Origin of the sequence: Rhodoferax sp., from assembly GCF_018063565.1 — a bacterium.
Lineage (GTDB): Bacteria > Pseudomonadota > Gammaproteobacteria > Burkholderiales > Burkholderiaceae_C > Rhodoferax.
In genome coordinates this window covers 22,318-46,509 of sequence record NZ_JAGPBB010000016.1, presented here as the reverse complement: position 1 = coordinate 46,509, position 24,192 = coordinate 22,318, and the positions used below count along the sequence as shown (strand labels likewise).

30 protein-coding genes are annotated in these 24,192 nt (G+C 57.4%); 19 read left to right on the top strand and 11 right to left on the bottom strand.

What is annotated here, in order from left to right:
• Nucleotides 1-42 precede the first annotated feature (42 nt).
• The 4 genes from KBF66_RS05975 (at nucleotide 43) to KBF66_RS05960 (ending at nucleotide 2,889) form a co-directional block, all read left to right on the top strand.
• Nucleotides 43-270: a sulfurtransferase TusA family protein gene (locus KBF66_RS05975; protein ID WP_296653885.1), complete on the top strand. Its 228-nt coding sequence runs from the start codon at nucleotides 43-45 to the stop codon at nucleotides 268-270.
• A gap of 40 nt (nucleotides 271-310) precedes the next feature.
• A complete protein-coding gene (locus KBF66_RS05970) occupies nucleotides 311-781 on the top strand; it encodes a DsrE/DsrF/DrsH-like family protein (protein ID WP_296653881.1) in 471 nt (156 codons plus the stop codon).
• 106 nt (nucleotides 782-887) lie between these two features.
• On the top strand, nucleotides 888-1,760 hold the full coding sequence (locus KBF66_RS05965) for a hypothetical protein (RefSeq protein ID WP_296653879.1): 873 nt from the start codon (nucleotides 888-890) through the stop codon (nucleotides 1,758-1,760).
• 25 nt (nucleotides 1,761-1,785) lie between these two features.
• Nucleotides 1,786-2,889, top strand: coding sequence for a YeeE/YedE family protein (locus KBF66_RS05960; protein ID WP_296653878.1), 1,104 nt, complete (start codon nucleotides 1,786-1,788; stop codon nucleotides 2,887-2,889).
• Nucleotides 2,890-2,970: 81 nt separating this feature from the next.
• Here KBF66_RS05960 and KBF66_RS05955 read toward each other — a convergent pair whose 3' ends face one another.
• The 9 genes from KBF66_RS05955 to KBF66_RS05915 all read right to left on the bottom strand — a co-directional run bounded on the left by KBF66_RS05955 (nucleotide 2,971) and on the right by KBF66_RS05915 (nucleotide 8,350).
• The gene (locus tag KBF66_RS05955) at nucleotides 2,971-3,411 is read right to left on the bottom strand and encodes a hypothetical protein (protein WP_296653875.1); all 441 of its coding nucleotides are present in this window, start codon (nucleotides 3,409-3,411) and stop codon (nucleotides 2,971-2,973) included.
• Between the two features lie 14 nt (nucleotides 3,412-3,425).
• Complete coding sequence (locus KBF66_RS05950; protein ID WP_296653873.1) at nucleotides 3,426-3,644, bottom strand: hypothetical protein; 219 nt, start codon at nucleotides 3,642-3,644, stop codon at nucleotides 3,426-3,428.
• 26 nt (nucleotides 3,645-3,670) lie between these two features.
• Complete coding sequence (locus KBF66_RS05945) at nucleotides 3,671-4,015, bottom strand: S24 family peptidase (protein ID WP_296653871.1); 345 nt, start codon at nucleotides 4,013-4,015, stop codon at nucleotides 3,671-3,673.
• Entirely contained in the window at nucleotides 4,015-5,490 is a 1,476-nt protein-coding gene (locus tag KBF66_RS05940) for a 2Fe-2S iron-sulfur cluster-binding protein (protein ID WP_296653866.1), read from the bottom strand. Before KBF66_RS05940 ends, KBF66_RS05945 begins: the two co-directional genes overlap by 1 nt.
• A gap of 76 nt (nucleotides 5,491-5,566) precedes the next feature.
• Nucleotides 5,567-6,472 carry a TauD/TfdA family dioxygenase gene (locus KBF66_RS05935; protein ID WP_296653862.1) on the bottom strand — a complete coding sequence of 302 codons (906 nt, stop codon included), beginning with the start codon at nucleotides 6,470-6,472 and terminating at the stop codon, nucleotides 5,567-5,569.
• A gap of 6 nt (nucleotides 6,473-6,478) precedes the next feature.
• Nucleotides 6,479-7,105, bottom strand: a complete 627-nt coding sequence (locus tag KBF66_RS05930) for a hypothetical protein (protein WP_296653856.1) — start codon at nucleotides 7,103-7,105, stop codon at nucleotides 6,479-6,481.
• An 18-nt stretch (nucleotides 7,106-7,123) separates the two neighbouring features.
• Nucleotides 7,124-7,453 (bottom strand): TusE/DsrC/DsvC family sulfur relay protein, encoded by a 330-nt coding sequence (locus KBF66_RS05925; protein ID WP_296653853.1) that lies wholly within the window; start codon nucleotides 7,451-7,453, stop codon nucleotides 7,124-7,126.
• Nucleotides 7,454-7,484: 31 nt separating this feature from the next.
• Nucleotides 7,485-8,099: a type I-MYXAN CRISPR-associated protein Cas6/Cmx6 gene (cas6, locus tag KBF66_RS05920; protein WP_296653849.1), complete on the bottom strand. Its 615-nt coding sequence runs from the start codon at nucleotides 8,097-8,099 to the stop codon at nucleotides 7,485-7,487.
• The gene (locus tag KBF66_RS05915) at nucleotides 8,096-8,350 is read right to left on the bottom strand and encodes a hypothetical protein (protein WP_296653844.1); all 255 of its coding nucleotides are present in this window, start codon (nucleotides 8,348-8,350) and stop codon (nucleotides 8,096-8,098) included. Before KBF66_RS05915 ends, cas6 begins: the two co-directional genes overlap by 4 nt.
• 306 nt (nucleotides 8,351-8,656) lie before the next feature.
• Here KBF66_RS05915 and dsrA point away from each other — a divergent pair, with 306 nt between their 5' ends.
• Genes dsrA through cobA form a run of 15 tightly spaced genes read left to right on the top strand, consistent with a single transcriptional unit; the run spans nucleotide 8,657 to nucleotide 22,214 of the window.
• Nucleotides 8,657-9,937: a dissimilatory-type sulfite reductase subunit alpha gene (dsrA, locus tag KBF66_RS05910; protein ID WP_296653839.1), complete on the top strand. Its 1,281-nt coding sequence runs from the start codon at nucleotides 8,657-8,659 to the stop codon at nucleotides 9,935-9,937.
• A 29-nt stretch (nucleotides 9,938-9,966) separates the two neighbouring features.
• Nucleotides 9,967-11,037 (top strand): dissimilatory-type sulfite reductase subunit beta, encoded by a 1,071-nt coding sequence (dsrB, locus tag KBF66_RS05905; RefSeq protein WP_296653835.1) that lies wholly within the window; start codon nucleotides 9,967-9,969, stop codon nucleotides 11,035-11,037.
• Nucleotides 11,038-11,059: 22 nt separating this feature from the next.
• Complete coding sequence (gene tusD, locus KBF66_RS05900; RefSeq protein WP_296653832.1) at nucleotides 11,060-11,419, top strand: sulfurtransferase complex subunit TusD; 360 nt, start codon at nucleotides 11,060-11,062, stop codon at nucleotides 11,417-11,419.
• An 18-nt stretch (nucleotides 11,420-11,437) separates the two neighbouring features.
• On the top strand, nucleotides 11,438-11,833 hold the full coding sequence (gene tusC, locus KBF66_RS05895) for a sulfurtransferase complex subunit TusC (protein ID WP_296653827.1): 396 nt from the start codon (nucleotides 11,438-11,440) through the stop codon (nucleotides 11,831-11,833).
• A 28-nt stretch (nucleotides 11,834-11,861) separates the two neighbouring features.
• Complete coding sequence (tusB, locus tag KBF66_RS05890) at nucleotides 11,862-12,161, top strand: sulfurtransferase complex subunit TusB (protein WP_296653821.1); 300 nt, start codon at nucleotides 11,862-11,864, stop codon at nucleotides 12,159-12,161.
• 35 nt (nucleotides 12,162-12,196) lie between these two features.
• Complete coding sequence (locus KBF66_RS05885) at nucleotides 12,197-12,529, top strand: TusE/DsrC/DsvC family sulfur relay protein (protein ID WP_296653819.1); 333 nt, start codon at nucleotides 12,197-12,199, stop codon at nucleotides 12,527-12,529.
• Nucleotides 12,530-12,587: 58 nt separating this feature from the next.
• Nucleotides 12,588-13,322, top strand: a complete 735-nt coding sequence (locus tag KBF66_RS05880; protein WP_296653817.1) for a respiratory nitrate reductase subunit gamma — start codon at nucleotides 12,588-12,590, stop codon at nucleotides 13,320-13,322.
• Between the two features lie 14 nt (nucleotides 13,323-13,336).
• A complete protein-coding gene (gene dsrK, locus KBF66_RS05875; protein ID WP_296653813.1) occupies nucleotides 13,337-14,830 on the top strand; it encodes a sulfate reduction electron transfer complex DsrMKJOP subunit DsrK in 1,494 nt (497 codons plus the stop codon).
• Between the two features lie 43 nt (nucleotides 14,831-14,873).
• The gene (locus KBF66_RS05870) at nucleotides 14,874-16,832 is read left to right on the top strand and encodes an NAD(P)-binding protein (RefSeq protein WP_296653810.1); all 1,959 of its coding nucleotides are present in this window, start codon (nucleotides 14,874-14,876) and stop codon (nucleotides 16,830-16,832) included.
• A 4-nt stretch (nucleotides 16,833-16,836) separates the two neighbouring features.
• Entirely contained in the window at nucleotides 16,837-17,289 is a 453-nt protein-coding gene (locus KBF66_RS05865; RefSeq protein WP_296653808.1) for a hypothetical protein, read from the top strand.
• Nucleotides 17,286-18,053, top strand: a complete 768-nt coding sequence (gene dsrO, locus KBF66_RS05860; RefSeq protein ID WP_296653806.1) for a sulfate reduction electron transfer complex DsrMKJOP subunit DsrO — start codon at nucleotides 17,286-17,288, stop codon at nucleotides 18,051-18,053. The genes KBF66_RS05865 and dsrO overlap by 4 nt, the downstream gene beginning before the upstream one ends.
• Before the next feature lie 3 nt (nucleotides 18,054-18,056).
• Nucleotides 18,057-19,280, top strand: a complete 1,224-nt coding sequence (gene nrfD / locus KBF66_RS05855) for an NrfD/PsrC family molybdoenzyme membrane anchor subunit (RefSeq protein ID WP_296653803.1) — start codon at nucleotides 18,057-18,059, stop codon at nucleotides 19,278-19,280.
• Nucleotides 19,281-19,292: 12 nt separating this feature from the next.
• Nucleotides 19,293-21,032, top strand: a complete 1,740-nt coding sequence (locus tag KBF66_RS05850) for a cobyrinate a,c-diamide synthase (RefSeq protein ID WP_296653800.1) — start codon at nucleotides 19,293-19,295, stop codon at nucleotides 21,030-21,032.
• A 22-nt stretch (nucleotides 21,033-21,054) separates the two neighbouring features.
• On the top strand, nucleotides 21,055-21,423 hold the full coding sequence (locus tag KBF66_RS05845; protein ID WP_296653797.1) for an iron-sulfur cluster biosynthesis family protein: 369 nt from the start codon (nucleotides 21,055-21,057) through the stop codon (nucleotides 21,421-21,423).
• Entirely contained in the window at nucleotides 21,420-22,214 is a 795-nt protein-coding gene (gene cobA / locus KBF66_RS05840) for a uroporphyrinogen-III C-methyltransferase (protein WP_296653794.1), read from the top strand. Before KBF66_RS05845 ends, cobA begins: the two co-directional genes overlap by 4 nt.
• Nucleotides 22,215-22,231: 17 nt before the next feature.
• Here cobA and KBF66_RS05835 read toward each other — a convergent pair whose 3' ends face one another.
• Complete coding sequence (locus KBF66_RS05835) at nucleotides 22,232-22,930, bottom strand: response regulator (RefSeq protein WP_296653792.1); 699 nt, start codon at nucleotides 22,928-22,930, stop codon at nucleotides 22,232-22,234.
• Nucleotides 22,927-24,144, bottom strand: a complete 1,218-nt coding sequence (locus tag KBF66_RS05830) for an ATP-binding protein (protein WP_296653788.1) — start codon at nucleotides 24,142-24,144, stop codon at nucleotides 22,927-22,929. The genes KBF66_RS05835 and KBF66_RS05830 overlap by 4 nt, the downstream gene beginning before the upstream one ends.
• Nucleotides 24,145-24,192: the final 48 nt, after the last annotated feature.

Genomic DNA, 24,192 nt, shown 5'->3' with positions numbered 1-24,192 from the left:
ACAACCTATCGACTGCCTGCAGTCAGCAATTGGAGAACTAAAGTGGAATTCAACAAAGAATTTGATGCATCTGGTCTGTCGTGCCCGCTGCCTATCGTCAAGACCAAGAAAGCGCTGGTCGACATGACTTCCGGTCAGGTGCTGCGCGTGATTTCGACCGACCCAGGCTCGGTGTGTGACATGGCCGCCTTTGCCGAACAAACCGGCAACCCCTTGCTGGAGCAAGGCACTGAAGGCGGCAAGTATGTGTTCTTCATCAAGAAGGCCTGAGCCTGAACGCTAAGTTCTTCTCTAACGGAGCATCCTACCCATGGCTACTAAAAAAATGGCGCTGATCGCGACCAAGGGAACGCTCGACATGGCGTACCCTCCTTTCATCTTGGCCTCGACAGCGGCGGCCTTGGGTTGGGATGTGCAGATATTCTTCACTTTCTACGGTCTGCAATTGCTGCGCAAGAGTCTGGATGACGTCAAGATCAGCCCGCTGGCCAACCCGGCCATGCCCATGCCGGTGCCGATGCCGGTGTTTGTGCAGATGTTGCCGGGCATGGAGTCGATGGCGACCATGATGATGAAAAACAAGATGAAGTCCAAAGGTGTGGCCACGCTGGAGGAACTGCGTGACCTATGCCTGGAGGCCGACGTCAAGTTTGTCGCCTGCCAGATGACCGTGGATTTGTTTGAGTTTGAAACCAGCGAGTTCATCAAGGATGTGGAGTACGGTGGAGCCGCCACATTCATGAAGTTTGCTGGCGAATCCGACGTCTGCCTGTTTATCTGATTTCCGCTTGCCTGTCGCCGCACCGCTGGGTGCCAAATCGGCCCTTGCGACCCTGCCGCAACGGGCCGGTCGTTTGTTTGCTGATGTCATTTTTCCGAGAACCACGATGAAACAACTGATCCTTTGGGCTGTCCTGCTTTTTTGGTCGCAACTCAGTCTTGCGCTGGCACCGTACATCAAAGGCGACAAGGTCGCCGCCGCAGACCTGACGGCACGGGTTGATCTGTTGGAGAAAAAATTGCAGGCCGAGGGTTTTACCCTGGCCGGTCGGCACCTGCCCAAAGGGCTGACCGACCATGCCACGGTGGTGGTCACCGATCCGGCCATGCTTGCGGTCATCCGCAAAGCGGGTGGCTCTACGGTCATTGCGTCGGCGATCCGGGTGGGCGTGCTGCCCGACGGCTCGGTGTCATACACCAATCCTGATTACTGGTATCGCGCCTACCTGCGTGGTCAGTTCAAATCAGCACAGACTGGTGCCAAGTCGGTGCAGGCACGCCTGGCCAAGGCACTGGGTGATGGCGGTGGCATGGGCGGCGATGTTGCAGAGGGTGATCTGGAAAACTACCGATATATGTTCGGCATGGAGCGTTTTGACTCGCCCAACAGTGAGATTGCCACCCATGCCAATTTTGACGCAGCGCTAAAGGCGGTCCGTGCCAATCTGGCCAGCGGCGTCTCGGACACCAGCCGGGTGTACGAAGTAGTGTCAGCCGAGAATCAGACGGCGGTATTTGGCGTGGCGATGAACAGCGCTTCGGACGGCGAGGGCTGGTGGGTCAACAAGATTGGTGCCGATCACATGGCTGGCCTGCCCTATGAGGTGTTCATTGTCGGCAACAAGGTGTACTCGCTGTATGCCCGCTATCGCATCGCACTGGCTTGGCCCGCCTTGGGTATGGGCCAGTTCATGGGCATCATCAACGCACCGGACGCCATTCGCGCCACGATGGTTCGTGTCGCAGGCGGTGGTAACTGAACCAGATTGAGTTGGAGCAACTGTCATGAATGAAGCAGTCAACCCGTCAAGCATCGTCATCTGGGGTGGCTTTGTGCTGGCCTTTGTCTTTGGTGCTGTGGCCAGCAAGTCCAACTTCTGCACCATGGGTGCGATCTCGGACGTGGTGAACATGGAGCATTGGGGCCGCGTGCGTATGTGGCTGCTGGCCATTGCGGTGGCCATGATCGGTGCCAACTGGTTGCACAGCGCTGGCATGATCGATCTGACCAAGTCGGTGTATCAGCGCCCGGCCTTGCCCTGGCTGTCGATGGTGGTGGGCGGCGTCCTGTTTGGTGTGGGCATGACCATGTCGGGTGGCTGCGCCAACAAGAACCTGATCCGCGTCGGCGCTGGCAGCCTGCGCTCGGTGGTGGTATTGGTGTTTCTGGGTCTGTCTGCATACATGACCCTCAAAGGGCTGTTTGGCCAGTGGCGTGCAGGTTTTCTGGATCCGGTCACCCTTGACCTGAGCAAACTGGGCATGACCAACCAGAGTCTGTCGCAGTTGCTGGCCAAGCTGACGGGGATGGCGGAGCAGACTGCGCTGCTGCTGACCCTGGCAGTGCTGGTGCTGGCCATCCTGGCATTCGTATTCAAGGACAAGCGGTTTCGCGGCAACCTGATCCAGGTGGTGGCCTCGGTGATTTTGGGCTTGCTGGTGGTAGCGGCCTGGTACCTGAGTGGGCATATCGGCTACGGTGAAAACCAGGAGACACTGGAGACGGTTTACTTTGCCACCAACAGCCGCACCATCGAATCCTTCAGTTTTGTGGCGCCGGTGTCTTTCAGCCTGGAGTTGCTGATGCTGTGGACCGACACCTCAACCCGCATGACCTTTGGCATTGCCACCGCCTTGGGTGTGGTCATGGGCTCCTTTGTATATGCCATCAGCACCAAGCAGTTCCGCTGGGAAGGTTTTGCCTCAATTGACGATTTGAAGACCCAACTGATCGGCGCCATCCTGATGGGTTTTGGCGGGGTGACCGCCATCGGCTGCACCGTCGGTCAGGGTATGTCGGGCGTGTCGACGCTGGCGATTGGCTCATTCATCACGCTCGCGGGCATTGTCGCGGGGGCGGTAGCGATGATGAAGTGGCAACAGCGATAGGTCAAACTTGGTACTTTTTTAGTAGCTTCCAGCGCTTTCTGGATAAGCGCTAGAGCACCAAATGCATACGATTGATGGGAGCTAGTGCAACGGCGGAGCCCGCCGACGAAGTTCCCATCCCGCGATACTGGCCACGATGCGATCCCAGGGCAGATCGAGCAGACTGCCGCCTTCTTGCATCGCCTGCTGCACCATCGCATGAACATCGCCGCCCGACGCGTCGAGCGCAAGCTGCAGTCCTCGTAGTCCGCCACATTGCAGTTTCATCGCCTTGGCATGAACAATGGGTTCGTCCCGGTGGGGCAAACGCAGCGCAAACCGCGCGCGCTCACGAAACAAATCGTTGAGCGTGCCGCAGTTGATGTGTGCAATCGCCGAGCCGCACGTGATGACTTCGCGCTCGGCCATGGCCGTGCGCTTGGCCAGGGTGCATGGTGCGCACCCTGACAGCAGCGCTTTGGCAAACACGCAGGCCGCAGGCGTGAGAGCCTGACGCGCCGCGTGGAAGGCTGCTTCGTCCATGGACGCCAGAGCGCTCAGTCGTCGCCCTTGGGGCCAGGTTCTCGCACTTGCAACATCAGCTCGATGGCCTGATCTTCACTCTCGGCAAACATCACCTTGATTTTTTCAAGGGTTTTGGCGGGTTGTTGTGCCCGCAGCGTTTTGGCGTGGGCAGACGCCTCGCTGAAGGCGCCAAATTCGCTCAGTTTTTTATACTGTGCACCAGGGTTGACCGAAAAAATGTAGTAGGGCATGGCGAAATTTCAGATCAGGATTTGGTTCAGATGTAGTGCTTTGACGCGCGCCGTCGGCCCGGCAAGGCTTTTTGAATGATCACGCCGCGCACATCGGCGAGGCTCGACAGGGGCTCGTCCGGAAAAGCCGGGTTGAGCGCATGCAGCAGCCAGCCGTCCCCGGCCTGCAGCAGTTGCCGAAACGTCCATTCTTCATGATGCCAGGCCAGCACATAGGAGCCATCCTTGGCCAAACCCTCGGGTTCGATGATGATGATTTCGCCCTCCTGAAACTCGGGTGTCATGCTTTGCCCCATCACCATCAGGGCAAACGACTCCCCTCCGGCGCAGTCGGGCACCGCCATTTCAGGGTCCTGGGCATGAGGCTGCATCACATCACCTGCTTGAAAATCTGGGCAGCGGGAACGCCCGCGTGACGCAAGTCGTCAAACAAGGTGTCAACAAATGCCGCCGGGCCACACAGGTAAAAGTCGCACTCGATGTCAAACAGGTCAGCGTGCATGGCCAGCGCAATCTCCCTGGCACCCGCCACCACGTCGGTATTGGTGAACAGGCCGTACTCGAAATTGTCGAGTGCCTCTGACCAGGCACGGCATTGATTGGCTTGAAAGTGGCCATCGGCACGCAAAGTCAGCCAGAACAACGACAGCGAGGGCACGGCATCCAGCGCCAGCGCGTGTTCAATCAGGCTTTTGATCGGGGCATAACCCAGATCACAGGCTGCAAACACCAGGGGCCGATGACCCTCGGACAGCACAAATTCCCCCATCGGGCCACGCACCGTGACGGCGTCACCATGACCCAACTGGTCCGAAAACACCGCCTGAGCCAATGCGCTGTCTTCATCACGCGCTACAAAAAACAGCAGATTGCGGTCATCGCACGGACAACTGGCAATGGCCTCGGTACTTTGGGCGTCACCCTGCGCGGAATTTGACCACCCAAGCGACACCGACTGCCCGGCAAGAAAACGCAGTCGGTGGGTGCGCGGCGTTTGCAACTGCAGCAATCGGGTATTGGGTGCCAGGGTGGTCAGTGCGCGCACCTTGGTGACAATCTGCTGCTCGGGGATGTCCTGCGGCCCCCCCGCTTCGAGCATTTCCAGCGTGAGCTCACTGCTTCCGGCAGTATGGCAGCACATCAGGGTGTAACCCTGTGACTTTTCGGTTTCGGACAGGCAGTAGTCGTAATGCTGGGTTTGCACCACATCGCCTGAGATGACCCGCACCTTGCACATACCGCAGCTGCCGTTGCCACAGCCGTAGTTCAGCCGCAAGCCCGAATGCAGGCCGGACTGCAGCAGGTTGGAATGCCCTTCCACCAGAAACTGGTGACCGCTGGGCTGCACCGTGACCTGTGCCGTCATGATTTTGAGCATATCGTCCATCACTTCGAGTAAATCGACCGCATCTGTGGCCAGTGCCGCGGCCAGGCCACCGGTCACCTGACGCTCCAGCGCTTGCCACGCTGTGTCCTGCGGACGGTGGGCCAATCGCTCGCGAATGGTTTTTTGCAAGGCAATGACGAGCTCGTGGTAGCGCTGCAAATGCAGGCGGACGTCACCAAGCTCCTGGCTTTGTGCAAACAGGCGCTGTGCCAGGACCTCCTGGCTGGGCAACAGGCGCTCGCGCAAACGCTTGCCAAAAGCCTCGTCACGGATTTGCGCCACCCGCTCCAGCAGACCGGACTCTTCCAGAGAAGCGTTCGGGTACAAACGCAGCAATGCTTCGGTCGACACCATGCCATCATTGAGCAGCAAGGCACCGGTGCGCACTTGCTGCTGTAACACACCCCGTGCCACGCCCACCAACTGGGCCGCTCGCCAAATACTGACCTGATGCGCCATGACGATTGATTTGTTATAATTTATATAGCATTAAAACCATACCAAATATGGGCTATAAACAGTTTTTATGAAAAATTCAGCCACCATTGACGGGTTCAGGATGTGGCATTGCGACGCGGTCCAGATAACGCGCGCGGTACAACAAACGAGGGGCCGCCGGGTCGTCCGTAAAACCCGATCGGTCGTGCAGCACGTTGTTGCACAGCAGGCCCATACCGGGCTGCAGCTGCAGGCGAAATACCGCCGGGTGCTCGCTGGCGAGCAACTGCTCCAGAAACGCCACCGCCGCGCGGGTCACTGCGTCATCGCGCCAGACCACGCTGCGGGTGCGGGCGGTGTAGCGCATGTGCAAGGCCCCGCTAGCCGCATCGACTGAAAACACCGGACCACTTTGCGCGGCACGGGCGATGCCGTCGTCGTCCAGGCGCTCGGGAATGGTCATGGCATCGGGATGCATCAGCGCAGCCACCCATTCGGGGTTGGCGTCGCGCATGGCCAGGTAAGCCATGTCGTGGTCCATCAGGGCGCTGTGGCCACCTTGCGCCGCCTGGCGCACACAGTGCAGGATCATGCCGCGAATCTTGCGCTCGGGCGGCTGATAGTAGCCATCGGTATGCCACTTGATCGGGCGATTGGTGTAGGGGATGAAGGCCATGCGCTCACCCGGTGGCTGCGACACGGCAATGGGTGAAATGCCGTCTTCATCGGCCAGCCAGTTGCCGTCGAGCTGGTGCAAACCCACCTGACGGCCCAGCGCAAGCGGGATGACCTTGTCTTCTGCGAGCACCGGGCTGCGATAGAGCACCATATTGCTGGTGACACAGCGTGTGAGCAAGGCCTGCTTTTCTGCAGCGGTCAACACGCGCGGATCCCCAATGTCCACCACCAGTTGTTCGGCGCGGGTGGGACATCGGGCCAACTTATCGGCACGCCAGCGCTGATAGGCAGCATCTGTCTGCAGGTCAAAGGGGGACGCGTTCATTTCAAATCAGTCACCCGACAGGACGCCACGCGGCACTCGCGACGGGCGTGGCGCGCGCGGCTCGGTGCTCAGCACACCATCCATGGCTTTCTGCAGGTAAGCAATGGCCTCGGGTACCTCGCTGGCCATGACCTGATCGAGCACCCATCGCTGGTCCTTCTTGGGCATCAGCATTTCAATGCGGTAACCCAGGTAGCGCACAAAATCAAAGTCCGGCCCTTGGGCGTTGAAGCCAAAATCGGCGTAATGGTCCGCCAGTTCGTTGAACAGGTCGATAAACTGCTCGTAATGGCTGGGCTGCCCTACAGCCGGTTGTCCCAGCAACCCGTCTTCGTTGTCCTGCAAGATCTCACCCACCCGCTTGACCAGTGCGGTCACGAAAGCCAGGCGCTCCTGCGCTGACATGCGCTGGTAGGCCATGCGGTCAAGGACTTGGGTGAGAAACACCAGCACCTCGCGGGTAAAGGCAAAGTACTGCTCGCCGATTTCAATGTCAAACTGCGCCACCCGCATCTGCTTGAGCATGTTCTGCGCCACGCGCCAGGCGGTAAAGGCCACGGCGCTGGCAGTTTGCTCAGGGGTTTTGTCGGCCCCGGGGCGAAACCACTGGCTCTTGATGCGGATTTTGGACACGCTCGATCCTGACAATGATCAATAACCGCCTTTACCCAACGGCTGTGGCAAACCGGCCACCTTGGGGCCCTGCTTGGCCGGACCGATGGGGAACAGGTCGTAGAGGTATTTGCTGTCAACCCCGGGGTGAATTTCTGCAAAACCCTTGAGCATGTTGCGGAAATTGGGAGTGTGACCATTTTCACGGTATTCGTCGCGCAGGTAGTTGATGACTTCCCAGTGGGCGTCGGTCAGCTCGATGTTCTCGGCTGCGGCAATCACCCGCGGTGCCTCATCGTCAAACACCGGTTCCACCAGATAGCCCTGATCGTCAGCTTCGTGCTCCACGCCACCAATGTTGTAGCTCATACCCTTTTCTCCAGTTTCAATTGATAAAAAATCACACCGCCGCCGCTGATTTGTGGGGCACAAACACCCCGCAACCCAACAGGCGGTGTGGTCCAAGGCCAAACTGCTGCAGCCGCAAAGACTGGTCTGGCGGCAAGGCGTGCAACATCAGACTGAAAGTTTCGAGCACCTGACCCGACACCGTCATCTGGCTGCGTTTGCCACAAACCCGCTCGCCGCCAATCGACAGCCGCGCCAACTCCTGATTCATGCTCTCCATGAACGCCAACTCACCTTGACCCGCCGATGCCACCTTGTAGGCGTACAGGGTGGCGTGGGGGCGCAGTTCGCGAAAATGCGGTTTGTCGAGCCGCAACTTGCAGCCCGCCACCGATACCTCACGCCCGGCCACCGCCAACACATCGGGCATACGGCTGCTCTGAACCCGAAGCACCAACTGCATACGTTTGGACAACGCGACCAACTCGCCCTCCCCGTCGACCAGTTTGAGCGGCATCACGGCTGCTACCGCATCCTGCTGCAGCCACGGAAACAGCACGCACAGTGATTGCTGCAAGGCCTGCGCGTGATCCCTGGGCAAACACTGCCCTTCGACGGAGAAAATGGCATCCACAGGATGCGCCACCCCCACCGGGATGGTGTTCATGTCGCCCCACCCGCTGTGGTGGTGCTGCGATCTGTCTGCTCTTGGGGTTGCGAATTGGCCCAACGCAACAGCGCTTCGCCCCATTGGCGTGCCAGCAGGGGATCCACTTCAAAAACGGTAAAGCGGCTGCGCTCGCGAATACGGGTACGCAACAGACTCATGCCGCCGGCGTCGTAGTCAAGCTGCTGCAGTTCGATGACCTGCCCGCCTAACGGGCTGGTAAATTTTTCCAGGGGTATCACGCTGAACATAGTCCTGGTTTCGCTTTTTTAGGATTCAATGGATCGGATGCGATCGGGTCGCAAAAATCTGCAGATCAAACAAAAATCTGCCACAAACCGTATTTGGCGCAATCCTGAGCTTGGCGTCTATAACCGACTCGGGTGGGCGCATATAGACCGAATGGGTAGCCTTGCCTACTCAACGAGGGTGATAGTTGGGCAGCACCGGCGGCCCGTAACATTCGTCTCGCTTCTGATGCTTTAGCGGCCTTTCTTGTTGCTATCGCCAAACCCCGTTTTATCAACGCCCAATTAGCCCCTGACTGGAGATTCGCCATGAGCAAACAACCCCATGACACCCCAATGCTCGATCAGCTCGAAAGCGGTCCATGGCCGAGTTTCGTGACTGGTCTGAAACGCCTGGCCAAAGACAACGACTACATGACTGACCTGATGGGTCAGCTCGAGCACTCTTACAAAACCCGCAAGGGCTATTGGAAGGGTGGCACCGTGGGCGTGTTTGGCTACGGCGGCGGTGTCATCCCCCGTTTTTCTGAAGTGGCCGAGATGTTCCCGGCATCCAAAGAGTTCCACACCTTGCGTATTCAGCCGCCCGCCGGCATGCACTACGACACCAACGTGCTGCGCAAGATGTGCGACATCTGGGAGAAACATGGCTCAGGCCTGATCGCGTTCCACGGTCAATCGGGCGACATCATGTTCCAGGGTGCCAGCACCGCCAATGTGCAAGGTGCTTTTGACGAACTCAACGAACTCGGCTTTGACTTGGGTGGTGCCGGCCCGGCAGTGCGCACCTCGATGTCCTGCGTGGGTGCAGCGCGCTGCGAACAATCGTGCTACGACGAAGCCCGTGCCCACCGCGAAGTGGTCAACACCTTCCTGGACGACATGCACCGCCCGGCGCTCCCCTACAAGTTCAAGTTCAAGTTCTCGGGTTGCCCCAACGACTGCATGAACTCGATCCAGCGCGCCGACATGGCCGTGATCGGTACCTGGCGCGACAACATTCGCACCGACGAAGGCATGGCCAAGAAGTGGTTCGCCAAGCATGGCATGAACGAACTGGTGAACGACGTGGTCAGCCGCTGCCCGACCAAGGCGATCATGCTCAAGGAAATCAAGGATGTCGGCACCGGTGCCAAGATTTCCAGCGTCGCCGTCAATGACACCCAGGCCCTCGAAATCGACAACGGCAACTGCGTGCGTTGCATGCACTGCATCAACGTGATGACCGGCGCCCTGCAGATTGGCACCGACAAGGGCGTGACCGTGTTGATGGGCGGCAAGCGCACCCTGAAGATTGGTGACCTGATGGGTACCGTGGTGATTCCGTTCATGAAGATGGAAACCGATGAAGATTACGAAGCCCTGGTGGAGCACGCACAGAAATCGATCGACTTCTTCGCCGAAAACGCCCTGGAGCATGAACGCACCGGCGAAATGATCGAGCGCATCGGCCTGATCAACTTCCTCGAAGGCATCGGCGTGGAAATCGACCCGAATATGGTCTCGACTCCACGGACCAACCCCTATGTCCGTACCGACGGCTGGGACGACGAAGTCGCCAAGATCAACGCACGCAAAGCAGCGGCCTGAACCCCAAGAACTTGTAAAAGGAAGACAACATGGCAACCTTACGTACACCTATTGAGAGTGGCGTGCCAGATAACAAACAGTATCTGCACCCGCTGATGGTCAAGAACTATGGCAACTGGAAGTACCACGACCGGCCGCGTCCGGGCGTGCTGCACCATGTGGCGCATTCGGGCGATGAGATCTGGACCGTGCGAGCCGGCACGCAGCGCCAGATGGATTTGTTCACCATTCGCAAGCTGTGTGACATCGCCGACAACTTTGCCGACGGTCATGTGCGTTTCACGATCCGCAGCAACATCGAATACATGGTGTCGGATCAGACCAAGGTGGCACCCCTGATCGAGGCGCTGAGCAGCAATGGTTTTCCGGTCGGCGGCACGGGCAATTCGGTGTCTGCCATCGCCCACACCCAGGGGTGGCTGCACTGCGACATTCCTGGCACAGACGCCTCCGGTGCGGTCAAAGCGCTGATGGACGAGCTGGTGGTTGAATTTGTCAAGGAAGAGATGCCCAACCGTGTGCACCTGTCCACCTCCTGCTGCGAAATCAATTGCGGCGGCCAGGCTGACATCGCCATTGTGGTGCAACACACCAAACCGCCGAAGATCAATCACGATCTGGTGGCCAACATGTGTGAACGCCCCACCGTGGTGGCGCGTTGCCCGGTGGCAGCCATTCGCCCGGCCATGGTCAACGGCAAGCCGTCGCTCGAAATTGACGAGTCGAAATGTATGTGCTGCGGCGCCTGCTACCCGCCCTGCCCCCCGATGCAGATCAATGACCCGGACCACAGCAAGCTGGCGATCTGGGTGGGCGGCAAGAATTCCAACGCCCGTGGCAAGCCAACGTTCATGAAGATGGTGGCCTCTGGCCTGCCCAACAACCCGCCGCGTTGGCCCGAAGTGTCGGCCATGGTGAAGAAAATTCTCTACACCTACAAGGAAGATGCACGTTCGTGGGAGCGCGTTTCGGACTGGATCGAGCGCATCGGCTGGCCGCAGTTCTTTGAGAAATGCGATCTGCCCTTTACCAAGTACCTGATTGACGACTGGCGTGGTTCTCGCTCGAGCTTGAATGCCTCGACTCATATCCGCTTCTGATCCATTACCAAACATCTTCACCATGAAATTCGGCTTACTTGTCAGTGAAGGCCCTTACACGCATCAGGCGTCTGATAGCGCCTACCAGTTTGTGGTAGCCGCTATCGCCAAAGGGCATGAGATCCAGCGTATCTTTTTCTATCACGATGGTGTCAACAACGCGACCCGACTGACGGACCCGCCACAGGATGATCGCCACATTGTCAACCGCTGGTCGGCGCTGGCCGCGGACCACAAGGTGGATCTGGTGGTGTGTGTGGCGGCTGCTTTGCGTCGCGGTATCCGCGACGAAAACCTGGCGCCAGGTTTCCGCATCTCGGGTCTGGGTCAGCTGGTGGACAGTGGCATCAAGGCGGATCGACTGGTCACCTTTGGTGATTAACGCATAAAGAGACAGCAAATGAGTGAACAGCAAGCATCCCCCGCCAGCGGCCCCAAAGTGAAGAAATTCATGTTTGTGAACCGCAAGGCACCCTACGGCACCATCTACGCGCTGGAAAGCCTGGAAGTGGTCCTGATTACCGCGACCTTCGACCAGGATGTGAGCCTGGTTTTTATCGATGATGGCGTCTATGAACTGCTCAAGGGCCAGGAAACCAAGGCCATCGGTATCAAGAACCACTCCAAAACCTACCGGGCGCTGGATGGTTACGACGTCGAGAAACTTTACGTCGACCGCGCGTCGCTTGACCAGCGCGGCCTGACAGAGAAGGATTTGCTGGTCCCGGTGGAAGTGCTGGACACCGAGGAAATGGGGCAACTCATGGCCGAACAGGATGTGATCCTGAGTTTCTGACCAGCAGCCAAGAAATAGGACCCATCCCATGTTGCACATTGTTAACAAATCACCGTTCCAGTCCACCAGCTTGCAAACTTGCCTGCGTTTGGCCAAACCCGGCAGTGCCGTGCTTCTGATTGAAGACGGCGTGTACGGTGCCACCGTCGGCACCAGCGTTGAAACCATGGTGCGCCAGGCCGCCAGTGGCATCAAGTTTTATGCCTTACAGCCCGATGTTGACGCGCGTGGCGCCACCGGCAAAGTCATGGACGGCATCACCCTGGTCGATTACAGTGGCTTTGTTGATCTGACGCTGGAATACAGCACCTCGCATTCCTGGCTTTGATCAGCGATTTTTTATTTAACTTTCTGGAGAAAAACATGAGCTTTGAAATTAACGGTAAAACCTACGAAACCGACGAAGAAGGCTACCTGCTGAACCTGGCAGAGTGGACCACCGACGCTGCCGGACACCTGGCAGAAGAAGAGAAAGTGGTTCTGACCGACAACCACTGGGAAGTGATCAACTTTCTGCGCGAGTACTACAACGAGTACCAGATTGCCCCAGCCGTCCGTGTGCTGACCAAGGCCATTGGCAAACAGTTTGGTGAAGAAAAAGGCAACAGCAAGTACCTGTACGACCTGTTCCCCTATGGTCCGGCCAAGCAGGCTTGCAAAATCGCTGGCTTGCCCAAGCCCACCGGCTGTATCTAAAGCACAGTTTGCGGAACTCACTTCTCCAACCGAACGCTGATTAACCTCGGGTCTGGCCATGTCGATGCTGTCGATTTTCTATGCTGTGCTCTTCAATGTAGCGGCCATTGTCTTGTTTGCGGGTTTGGCAAACAGGATTCGCCGCTATGCCGGCAGCCCGGCACCTTTGAAAATCGCCACCACACCAGCACCCATGACCCAAAGTGGGGTGTATTGGCGCCTGGTTCGGGAAGTTGTCTATTTTGAAAGCCTTTTCAAGTCCAGCAAATGGACCTGGATATTTGGTTGGGCATTTCACTTTACCTTGTTCCTGGTCACGCTGCGCCATTTGCGTTATTTTCAGGAGCCGGTGTGGCTTCCTGTGGCCATGATCCAGCCCTTTGGGACTTACGGTGGCTTCGTCATGGTCGCTGCATTGGGCGGGCTGTGGGCCAGGCGGTGGCTGGTTGACCGGGTTCGCTACATTTCGACGCCTTCCGATCACCTGCATTTGGCACTGCTGATGCTGATTGGTATTTCCGGCCTGACGATGCGCTTCGTCTCGCACACGGATATCGTGGCGGTCAAGGCTTTTATGTTGGGCCTGATGCGCTTTGACTGGCAGCCCTTGCCAGCTGATCCAGTTTTGTTGGTCCACCTGGGTTTGGTGGCCATTTTGATGATTATTTTCCCGTTGAGCAAATTGCTGCATGCGCCCGGATTGTTCTTTAGTCCAACGCGCAATCAGACAGACAACGCCCGGGAGGTCCGCCATGTGTCGGCCTGGGCTGCCGCGCTTGAAAAACGTCCCTGAGAACCTGCACGACCATGGCTACCGCTGCATTTGAAACGCCCAAGCTCAAGAGCTACCCTGTCATTCCATTGGTCCAGGCGGGTGCGATGTCGCACCTTAAACCCTTCGTGGCACCGGGTCCCATTCAAAAGCCTCTGAATTTTCCGGAGCAATTGGTCGACGATTGGCAGGCCAAGGCCATCGCCAAGATGGGCGAGTTACTGGGTAAGTACCGCTCGCTTCAGGTCTATATGGATGCCTGCGTGCATTGCGGTGCCTGCTCTGACAAATGTCACTATTTCCTGGGTACCGGCGACCCCAAGAACATGCCGGTCGCGCGCCAGGATTTGATGCGCAAGGTGTATCGCCGCTATTTCACCGTTGCTGGCAAGTATTTTCCCAAGTTGGTGGGCGCAGTTGACCTGACCCGCGAAGTGCTTGACGAGTGGTTCAGCTACTACCACCAGTGCTCAGAGTGCCGCCGTTGCTCGGTGTTTTGCCCCTATGGTATTGACACCGCCGAAGTCACCATGGCTGCCCGCGAGATCATGGACTCGATCGGCATGGGGCAGAAATACTCCAACGAGATCATTGGCAAGGTGCACCGCATTGGCAATAACCTGGGCATTCCAGGGCCGGCACTGATCAACACGCTGGAAGGTCTTGAAGAAGACACCAAAGATGACACGGGGTTTGACATCAAGTTCCCGCTGGACGTCAAAGGGGCCGAGGTCTTGCTGATTACCCCATCGGCCGACTTTTTCTCGGAGCCGCACGTCGAGAGCCTGATTGGCTATGCCAAGGTGTTTCACGCCGCAGGTATCAGTTGGACCCTGAGTTCTCATGCCTCCGAGGCCGGCAACTTTGGCATGTTCATCGGCAACTATGAGCAGATGCGCAACATCTCGATGCGCGTCCGAGAAGCGGCGCTTGAGCTCGGCGTCAAGCGCATTGTGGTCGGCGAGTGTGGGCACGCCTGGCGCGTGGCCTACAGTTTCTGGAACACACTGATTGGTCCCTTTGATTTCCTGGACCAGCGCTACCCGGTACCCCAACATATTTGCGAGGTCACTGACGACCTGATTCAAAAGGGTGCGCTGAAGTTCGACAAGGAAGCCAACGACAGCCGGATCATCACCTTTCATGATTCGTGTAATGTGGCGCGGGCATCGCGCATGGGCAACATGCCTGGTGGCCAGTTTGTCATTCCACGTCGCATCATTACGTCAGTCGCCAACAATTTTCACGACATGGCCCCCGAGACGATCCACGAGAGCACCTTTTGCTGCGGTGGTGGTGGAGGCCTGCTGACCGATGACCTGATGGAGTTGCGCGTCAAGGGTGCGCTACCCCGCATGGAAGCGCTCAAGCATGTGGTGGACGACCACGACGTCAATTTCATGGCCACCATCTGTGCGATCTGCAAAGCGCAATTCACCAAGGTGCTGCCCTACTACGGTTTCAACATGAGTATGGTCGGCGGCGTTCATCAGTTGGTCAGCAAGGCGATCCGCCTGGGTGACAAGTAATCCGTCCTTTAGGCAGTCCTTATAAATTTCAGGAGATTCCGACATGTCAGCAACCACAGAAGCCCCTGCCGTTCAGGCACTGAACTTTCGCCGCTTTAAAGACGGCGACAGCAAGGTGAAGTCCCTGCAGAAAGATATTTTTGATGCCGGTCACTCGCACAAATGCCCCACCTACATTCAGAGCACTCCGCCATGCCAAGGTAGCTGCCCGGCAGGTGAGGATATTCGGGGTTACCTGAATATTGTTCGGGGTGTTGAAAAACCACCGGCAGGCATGAAGTGGCAAGAATACGCATTTCGCCGTCTGACCGAAGCCAATCCATTTCCCTCGGTGATGGGCCGTGTCTGCCCGGCACCGTGCGAGTCCGGTTGCAACCGCAATCAGCTCGAAGACTTTGTCGGCATCAACAGTGTCGAGCACTTTTTGGGTGACTACGCGGTCCACAACAAGCTGGCTTTCAACAGGCCCGCTCATGCATCTGGCAAGTCGGTCGCCGTGATTGGTGGTGGTCCGGCCGGCCTGTCTGCGGCCTACCAGCTCGCCTTGAAGGGCCACTCGGTGACCTTGTTTGACGAGCGGGCCGAGCTCGGCGGCATGATGCGGTACGGCATTCCGGGGTTCCGCACACCGCGTGACGTACTGGACGCTGAGATTCAGCGCATTCTGGATTTGGGTGTGACCGCACGGCTGAATTGCCGCATCGGTAAGGACATCACGATGGCGCAGATTCGCGCTGACTTCGACGCCGTGTTTCTGGGACTTGGTGCCCAGGCTGGGCGCGCTCTTCCGGTGGACGGGTCCGATGCGCCCAATGTGGTCACGGCGACTGCCTTCCTCAAGGCCTTCAACGATGGCCGTCTGCGCCATGTCGGCAAACGTGTGGTGGTGGTTGGCGGTGGTGACACCTCGATTGACGTGGCAACGGTGGCACGGCGTCTGGGCCATATCGACAAAATTCATGAGTCAGACCGTCCCGAAAACGTGATCGGCGGCAACATGGCCCATGACGTGGCCGAAGCTTCGGTACGCCAGGGCGCAGAGGTGACGCTGACCTCCATTTTTGCGGTCGACAAAATGCAGGCCAGCCGCCATGAGGTTGAGCACGCGCAGTCCGAGGGCATCACCATCCGTGGCGGCATGGCTCCGATCGGCGTGGTCCGCGATGCGACCGGCCGTGCCACAGCGTTGCGCGTCATTCAATGTGAGGCCAAGATCGTCAGTGGCCGCCTGGACATCAAGAACATTGCTGGCACCGAAGAAGACATTGAAGCTGATTTGATTGTGTCGGCGATCGGCCAGGCGGTTGATTTCTCCGGTCTGGAGGAATTCAACAACGGCAAGGGCGCCATCAACAGCGACAAGAATTACCAGGTGCAGGGTCAACCCGGTGTGTTTGTCGGTGGCGACGTGATTCGTCCGCACCTTTTGACCACCGCCATTGGGCATGGTGCCATTGCCGCTGACGGCATTGATCGCTTCCTGCAAAATGAAGCCTTGGAAAAGCGGCCAAAGATCGACGTCCATGCGTTTGATCTGAAACGCAAGATGCTGGAGAAGGGCTACACCTTCGCCGAGGCTCCGGAGCCTATGCGCGGCACCTGCAACAGCAATGTGGCGATTCACAATTTTGATGACCGCTCGGACCGCTACGTGATTTCGCACAAGGAACTGTTCCTCGGCCATTTTTCTTACACCGAACGCAATCGCCGCGGCATCACGTCGCTGACAGCCGCGGAAGCCCTCAACAACTTTCAGGAGCGTTTACAGCCGCTGCTTGAGGCGCAGGCCATGGCCGAGGCCAAGCGTTGCATGAGTTGCGGTCAGTGTTTTGAATGTGACAACTGTGTGGTGTACTGTCCGCAGGTAGCAGTGTTCAAAGTGCCCAAGGCCAAAGCCACCACCGGGCGTTATGTCGATACCAACTACAACAAGTGTATTGGCTGCCATATTTGCGCTGACGTATGCCCCACTGGCTACATCCAGATGGGTTTGGGGGACTGATTCCATGTCGCTTTGCACTGTCTTTGCACCAGGCGTGCGTCGGCTGTGGATCTGTGCTGTCATGCTGCTGGCTTGGAGCTTGGGGGCTCAGGCGCAAAATGCCAACGCAGGGCGCGTGCCAAAGCCGGTGATCGAACCGGCTCGCAGTGGCCAGTGTGTTGAAAGCCCTGACTTTATGCGCCGCAACCATATGCTGCTGTTGAAACATCAGCGCGTGGATACCTTGCGCGGCGGCGTGCGAACCGGCAAGTACAGTTTGCAGGGGTGTATTGAGTGCCATGCCAGTCAGAAGACCAACAGTGTGAGCGCCAGCGACAGCAACTTCTGCCAGAGCTGCCATAACTATGCAGCGGTCTCGCTGGATTGCTTTGGTTGCCATGCCAGCAAGCCAGCCTCAACGACAGCACAGGTTGCGAAGACACCGCTGGTATCCACCGAGCAGCAGGTTAAGCCATGAAGCCAGACACATCACAACCCACCCATGGTGATCACAACCCGACCCCAAGTCGGCGCGGCTTCCTGGGTGTCGCGGCCGCCGGTCTGGCGGGTGTCCTGATTGCACCCGGCGTACGTCTGATTGAAATCGCGCAAGCGGCACCTGCCGCCACGGGTGCCACCAGCAAAGTGCGCTGGGGAATGTTGATTGACAGTTCCAAATGCAGCAGCGGATGCACCGACTGTGTAAGCGCCTGCAATACCGAGAACGGCCTGTCGGGTGGTACCTTGCCCACTGATTCGCAATGGATTCGCAAGATCGAGATCAAGGACGTGCACTCCGGCAAGCTGCAGTCACTGCCCATGATGTGCCAGCACTGCGCGGAGCCACCCTGTGTCGACGTCTGCCCCACGGGTGCCTCGTTCAAGCGCGCTGATGGCATTGTGCTGGTCGACAAACACATTTGTATCGGGTGCCGCTATTGCATGATGGCTTGCCCGTACAAGGCGCGCTCGTTTGTTCACTCACCGCAAACCAATCAGAACCCGAACGTCCCTCGCGGCATGGGAACGGTGGAGTCGTGCACTCTGTGTGTGCACAAGGTGGATCGGGGTGAACAACCCGCTTGTGTCAGCGCCTGTTCACAGGCCGGGCATGAAGCCATTGTGTTTGGCGACCTGAATGACCCCAACAGTGAGATTTCCAAGCGTGTTGCCAAATATCCGGCTCGCCAGATTCGCGAAAACCTCAACCTCAATACCGGCGTTCGCTATTTGGGAGTCTGAAGCATGAAAATCACCTTGCGAGAACTCAAGGGCAGTAGCCCCGGGTACTACACGCTTCTGGGAGGGTTGGCTCTGGTTGCCCTGATTGGCCTGATTGCCGTGTGGTACATGGAGCATAACGGTCACATCGTCACGGGCATGAACAACCAGATTGTCTGGGGTCTGCCGCACGTTTTTGCCGTATTCCTGGTCGTGGCAGCGTCAGGTGCCCTGAACGTAGCGTCGATGGCATCGGTGTTTGGAAAAACCGAGTTCAAACCCTTGGCGCCCTTGTCCGGCATGTTGGCGATCTCATTGCTGATCGGCGGACTGACGGTTTTGATGCTTGATCTGGGCCGTCCTGATCGGCTGATCGTGGCGATGACGTATTACAACTTCAAGTCGATCTTTGCGCTGAATATTTTTCTGTATTCCGGGTTCACCGGGTTTGTCATTGCCTATCTTTGGACCATGATGGAGCACCGGATGAATCGCTTTACGCCGTTGGCAGGCTTGTTTGCGTTTATCTGGCGCATGGCACTGACTACCGGAACCGGGTCGATTTTCGGGTTTCTGGTGGCCCGTCAGGCTTATGATTCTGCGTTGCTCGCGCCATTGTTCATCGCCCTGTCTTTCAGCTACGGGCTGGCGGTATTCCTGCTGGTTTTGATGGCAGCAAGCCTTGGCAGCGGACGTCCCATCGGGAACACCATGATGGCGCGATTTGCCCGCCTGCAAGTGATCTTTATCTCTGCCGGGCTGTACTTTGTCACCATTTACTATCTGACCAACCTGTATTTCACCCGCCACCACGCGTTTGACCACTTCATCCTGCTTAGTGGCAGTGTCTATACCTATCTGTTCTGGTTGGGACCGGTAATACTCGGTGGGGTGCTTCCTCTGGCTTTGCTGCTGCATCCCAAAATCGGCCAAATGCGTGGGCGCATCGTGGCCTGTGCCGGTTTGGTGGTTGCCGGTGGATTTGCCCAGATGTATGTCACCATCATCGGTGGTCAGGCTTTCCCGCTCGTGCTGTTTCCTGGCAAAGAAGTGCGCAGTACCTTCTACGATGGTGTCATCAACAGTTATTCGCCGACATTACCGGAGTGGTTGCTGGGTTTTGGGGGGATTGCGATCGTCGGGATCATTGTTCTTCTGTCGTTAAAGGTACTGGGCTTTTTACCTGCCGATCTGGCCGATGAAGAATCAGCTGATACGAACGCCACAACACCTGCTGCTGCACACTGATCTTGCCATAGCATGGCGCGCGTACTGGTTTCAGCGGCTCACAAGTCGTCTGGAAAAACAACCATCACTGTTGGACTGTGCGCCGCGCTCAGCGCGAGGGGCTTGGCAGTCCAGCCTTTCAAGAAGGGGCCGGATTTCATCGACCCCATGTGGCTGACCCAAGCCAGTGGTCGCAGTTGCTTCAATCTGGACCCCTACCTGTCAAATAGCGACCAAATCAGTTCGCTGTTTGGCCGATGGGCTGCAACGGCTGACATCAGCATTGTCGAGGGCAACAAAGGCCTGTACGACGGTTTGGCACTGGACGGCAGCAACAGCAATGCGGCATTGGCCAACTTGCTGGACCTCCCGGTGGTGCTGGTGCTCGATGCACGTGGCATGACACGTGGCATCGCGCCATTGATCCTCGGTTATCAGGCTTTTGATTCGCAGATCCGGATTGCCGGAGTGATCCTCAACCAGCTTGGTGGTGCCCGCCATGAATCCAAACTCAGGGCGGTGATCGAGCATTACACCAATGTCAAAGTGCTCGGCGCGGTGGCACATGATCCTTTACTCGGCGTGCTCGAGCGGCATCTTGGCCTGATGCCCAGCCGCGAACTCGCTGACCCGCAGACCCTGGTTCAGTCCATCGGCGAACGTATTTCACAGCAGGTCGATCTCAGTGAACTGCTGCAGGTTGCACGTGGCGTCGAACCCTTGCCATTAACGCCTGTCGAGTCAGCAAAGGCAAGTTCAAGTCAAGACCGCTTGCGTATTGGTGTCGCCGTTGATCAGGCTTTCGGCTTTTACTACCCGGATGATTTGCAGGCGCTGGGTGACGCGGGTGCTGATATCGTCCGCTTCGACGCTCTGAGAGCCCCACGGCTTCCGGACATTGACGGTTTATTTATCGGTGGTGGCTTCCCTGAAGTTTTCATGGCCGAACTCTCTGCCAATGAAGCCATGCGCAACAGCATTCGAGAAGCGGTTGAGCAGGGCCTGCCGGTTTACGCCGAATGCGGTGGGCTGATGTATCTGGCGCGCAGCTTGCGCTGGAAGAACCAACAGTTCAACATGGTCGGTGCGCTGCCGGCCGACGTTGTGATGCACGAAAGGCCGGTCGGAAGAGGTTATGTATCGCTCAAGCTCACCCCGCAGGCACCCTGGCGAACATATGACGGCTCGGGCTCGGTGCGCGGGCATGAGTTTCACTATTCCAGTCTGGAGAACGTTGCACCGGATGTCAAATTCGCCTATGAAGTGACCCGAGGACATGGAGTCGACGGTGACCATGACGGGTTGGTCTATCGCAATGTGCTCGCCTCGTATACACACCTGCGCACCGGGGCTGGCTCCAATTGGGCTCCCGCCTTCGCCGCATTTGTGCGCTCGGTCAAAGAGTCGAAACAACACCAAGAACGAACCCACCAACCGTTTTGTGTGCACGTCAAAGATCAGTCCATTGCTACTGACTCGGAAGGTTATCTTCTTCAGGTCGACCAATGGTCTGAAGACTTCGCCCGTGCCCGTGCGCAGATGGAAGGGCTTGAACTGACGGATGCGCACTGGGAAGTTATTTATTTCCTCAGGGACTATTACGAAGAGCATCAGGTTCAGGCGCAGGTCCGTTTTATGATCAAACATTTCACGGAAACCTGGGGGGTAGAACGTGGCAACAATCATAATTTGCACGCCATGTTTCCCATTGGTGGTCCGCAAAAACAGGGCAATCGGTTGGCTGGTTTATGGAAAACCAAAGGCGAGCACTAATTTATTTATATAGGAGATCAGTATGTTTTCACTCACCAGCGCTGCAGCGCAGCAAATCCAGTTGGCGGCTCAGGCCAGCAGCGCGGAGCACATGGCCCTGCGACTTGCGGCCAAGCTCGACAGCGACGGCAGCCTGCAATACGGCATGGGCTTTGATGAGCCAGATGACGATGATCTCAAACTCAATCTTGAAGGTGTGAGCATTGTCATTGGCACTGAGCATCAGCCTTTGCTCGAAGAAACCACGCTCGACTTTGTTGAACTCGAACCCGGTGAGTTCAACTTCATCTTTGTGGATGGTCGTCAAACGCGGGGGGTGACCTCAGGTGGCTGCTCTTCCGGTGGCTGTGGCAGTGGTGGTTGCGGTAGCAAAGGTGGAGGTTGCCATTGAGCGCATCCGATCCTGAATCCCTGACCAGTGGTTGTGTCTACCTCATCGGAGCTGGCCCCGGTGATGCCGAGTTATTGACGCTGCGAGCGGTGCGCTTGTTGCAGCGCGCCGATGTGGTGGTGTACGACAACTTGGTGTCGGCAGAAGTGCTGGACTTTTTGCCGCCCGGCGCTGAGCGCATCTATGCGGGCAAGCGGCGCAATGAACACACCATGCGCCAGGAGCAAATCAATGCGCTGCTGGTCAAGTTGGCGCGCGAGGGCAAGCGGGTGGTGCGCCTCAAGGGCGGTGATCCATTTATCTTTGGACGCGGTGGCGAGGAACTGCAGACCCTGGCGGCGCATGGTGTTGCCTTTGAGGTTATCCCTGGCGTCACCGCTGCGTCAGGCGTCTCAAGTTATGCCGGCATCCCCCTGACGCATCGGGATTACGCCCAAACCTGTCTGTTTGTCACGGGCCACCTGAAGGACGGCACGGCCGATCTGGATTGGCCGAGTCTGGTGCGACCCAAGCAAACTGTGGTGATTTATATGGGTTTGAGTGGGCTTCCTGATATCTGCCAGCGGATGGTTCTTCATGGTGCACCATCGGACTTGCCGGTGGCCGTGGTGCAGGACGGTAGTAGCCCCACACAAAAAGTGGTGACGGGCACTCTGAGCACTATTGCCGAACGCGTCACGACGCAGAAACTTAAATCACCCAGTCTGACGATCATTGGCAACGTCGTCAAACTGCACGCCGAGCTTGCCTGGTTCAGGCCAAAAGCCAAAGCCGCCGACACGGCCGCATGAATTCTGGTGGGTGCTCTTCAGCTCTTTGTTTTGATGGCGGAATCACCAACCGCTTTGTGCCCGTCGGTCTCGCTGCGAAACTCAAAGGCAAAGACAGCCGCTTCAACCCGCGATTTCAGCTTGAGCTTGTCCATGATATGGTGCACGTGCAATTTGACCGTGTTGTGGCTGATGTCAAGCGCTTTGGCAATCACTTTGTTGCTTTGGCCGTGCGCCACATGGTTGAGCACTTCGCGCTCCCGTTCGGTCAAAGACGCCACCAGGTCACCTCGCACCGACACCTTTGGCCCGGACTGCAGCAATTGCGCCAGCTTCAAGGTCATGGCAGAGGCAACGACCATCTCGCCCCGTGCGGCGCGGCCGATGGCATCGATCATTTCTTCAGGCTCCATGTCCTTGAGCAGATAGCCACGTGCTCCTGCCCGCAATGCCGCCGACAAATCAGCTTCGCTGTCGCTCATGGTGAGAATGACCACGGGGGTCTCACAACCTTGCGACCGCACATGGCGCAACAAACTCAACCCGTCGGTTGACGCCAGCCGCAAATCAAAAACGGCAAGGTCAGGTTGATGCTCCCTCAGCATCGGAACCACCAGATCAGGATTTCCGGTGGCTCCCACCACCTGCATATTGCCCCGGTGGATCAACAACTCAGTCAGCCCGCTACGACACAGCGCATGGTCATCGACCAGCATCACCCGAATACTCATGCTCATTGACGCAGTGTAGGGGACAAAACGCTTGCCGGGATCAGCAGCCGAACACGGGTGCCACCACGCTCGTTGGTGCTGACATCCATGCTGCCACCCAATCGCTGGGCACGACTGCGCATGATTTCCAGACCAAAATGACTGGAACTGGTCATTTCTTTCGCCATAGCCACAATGGTTGACACTGATGGCACCCCCATACCCAAACCATCATCCTCAATACAAAACTCCAGTCCCGCCTCTGTTCGGTCAATACCCACCATCGCATGGCGGGCCATCGAGTGTTTGGCGGTATTGGCCAATGCTTCCTGAACTATGTGAAACACCTGAATCTCCTGTTCGTCGTTCAGGCCTAGTTGGCGAACCGAGTTTCGTATCTCCAGTTTAATCCCGGTACGGTCAAAAAAACCTTTGGCGATGCCATCGATCGCATGAAGCAAACCCAAAGGGTCCATGCGGGCGCGAAAGTACGTCATGACTTCACGCAAATTATGGTGCACTTCGCCGACAGCGTTTTTCACATCGTTAAAGTACTTGACTGACTGAAGGTCATCATGCGCCAGCATGGCGGCGTTCAAAAGCGGCAAGCGCATCTTCACGTAGGCCAGGGTCTGCGCAATAACATCGTGAATCTCGCCAACCATTTCCTGCCGCTCGCGCATCACCGTGGCGCGCAGTCGTTCCCGTTCCAGTCGGGCATTGTGCAAGGCCAGACCCAGCAACTGCCCGATCAGACGCAACATGGTTTCTGTTTCTGAGGCAAGGTGGACGGAATCCTCAAAAAACAGGTTGTAGATGCCCAGAATCTCCGGCCCATGGGGTAGCGAGATCACCAGTACGCGCTGACATTGCACACCAAAGTAGCTTTGTTGACTGTGTTGGGCACACGGACCCATGTCATCCATCCAGATCAGGGTGTCTTGGGCAGACGCCACACCACACATGCCGCAGCCGCGTTCTACATGACGCTCCGCGGCCACCACATGATCTGGCAGACCGAGCTGACTCACCAGGCGCATTTTCTGACCATCGTCTGTCAACACGCGCACGGCACCTGCCTTGGCTCCGGCCATGGCGATGATCGACACCAGGAATCGCTCCAACAGCATTTCAAGGTCGTTGATATCAGACATACCCAAGGCCGCTGCGGCAGCCAAGGCGTTTGCCGTGGAAATGCCATGCACCTCTTTGGTCATCATCATGGTGGGAGCGTTGATCATGGTCTACTCGATGCTAATACATTCGTTGCCTGCGATATAGCGTGAAAA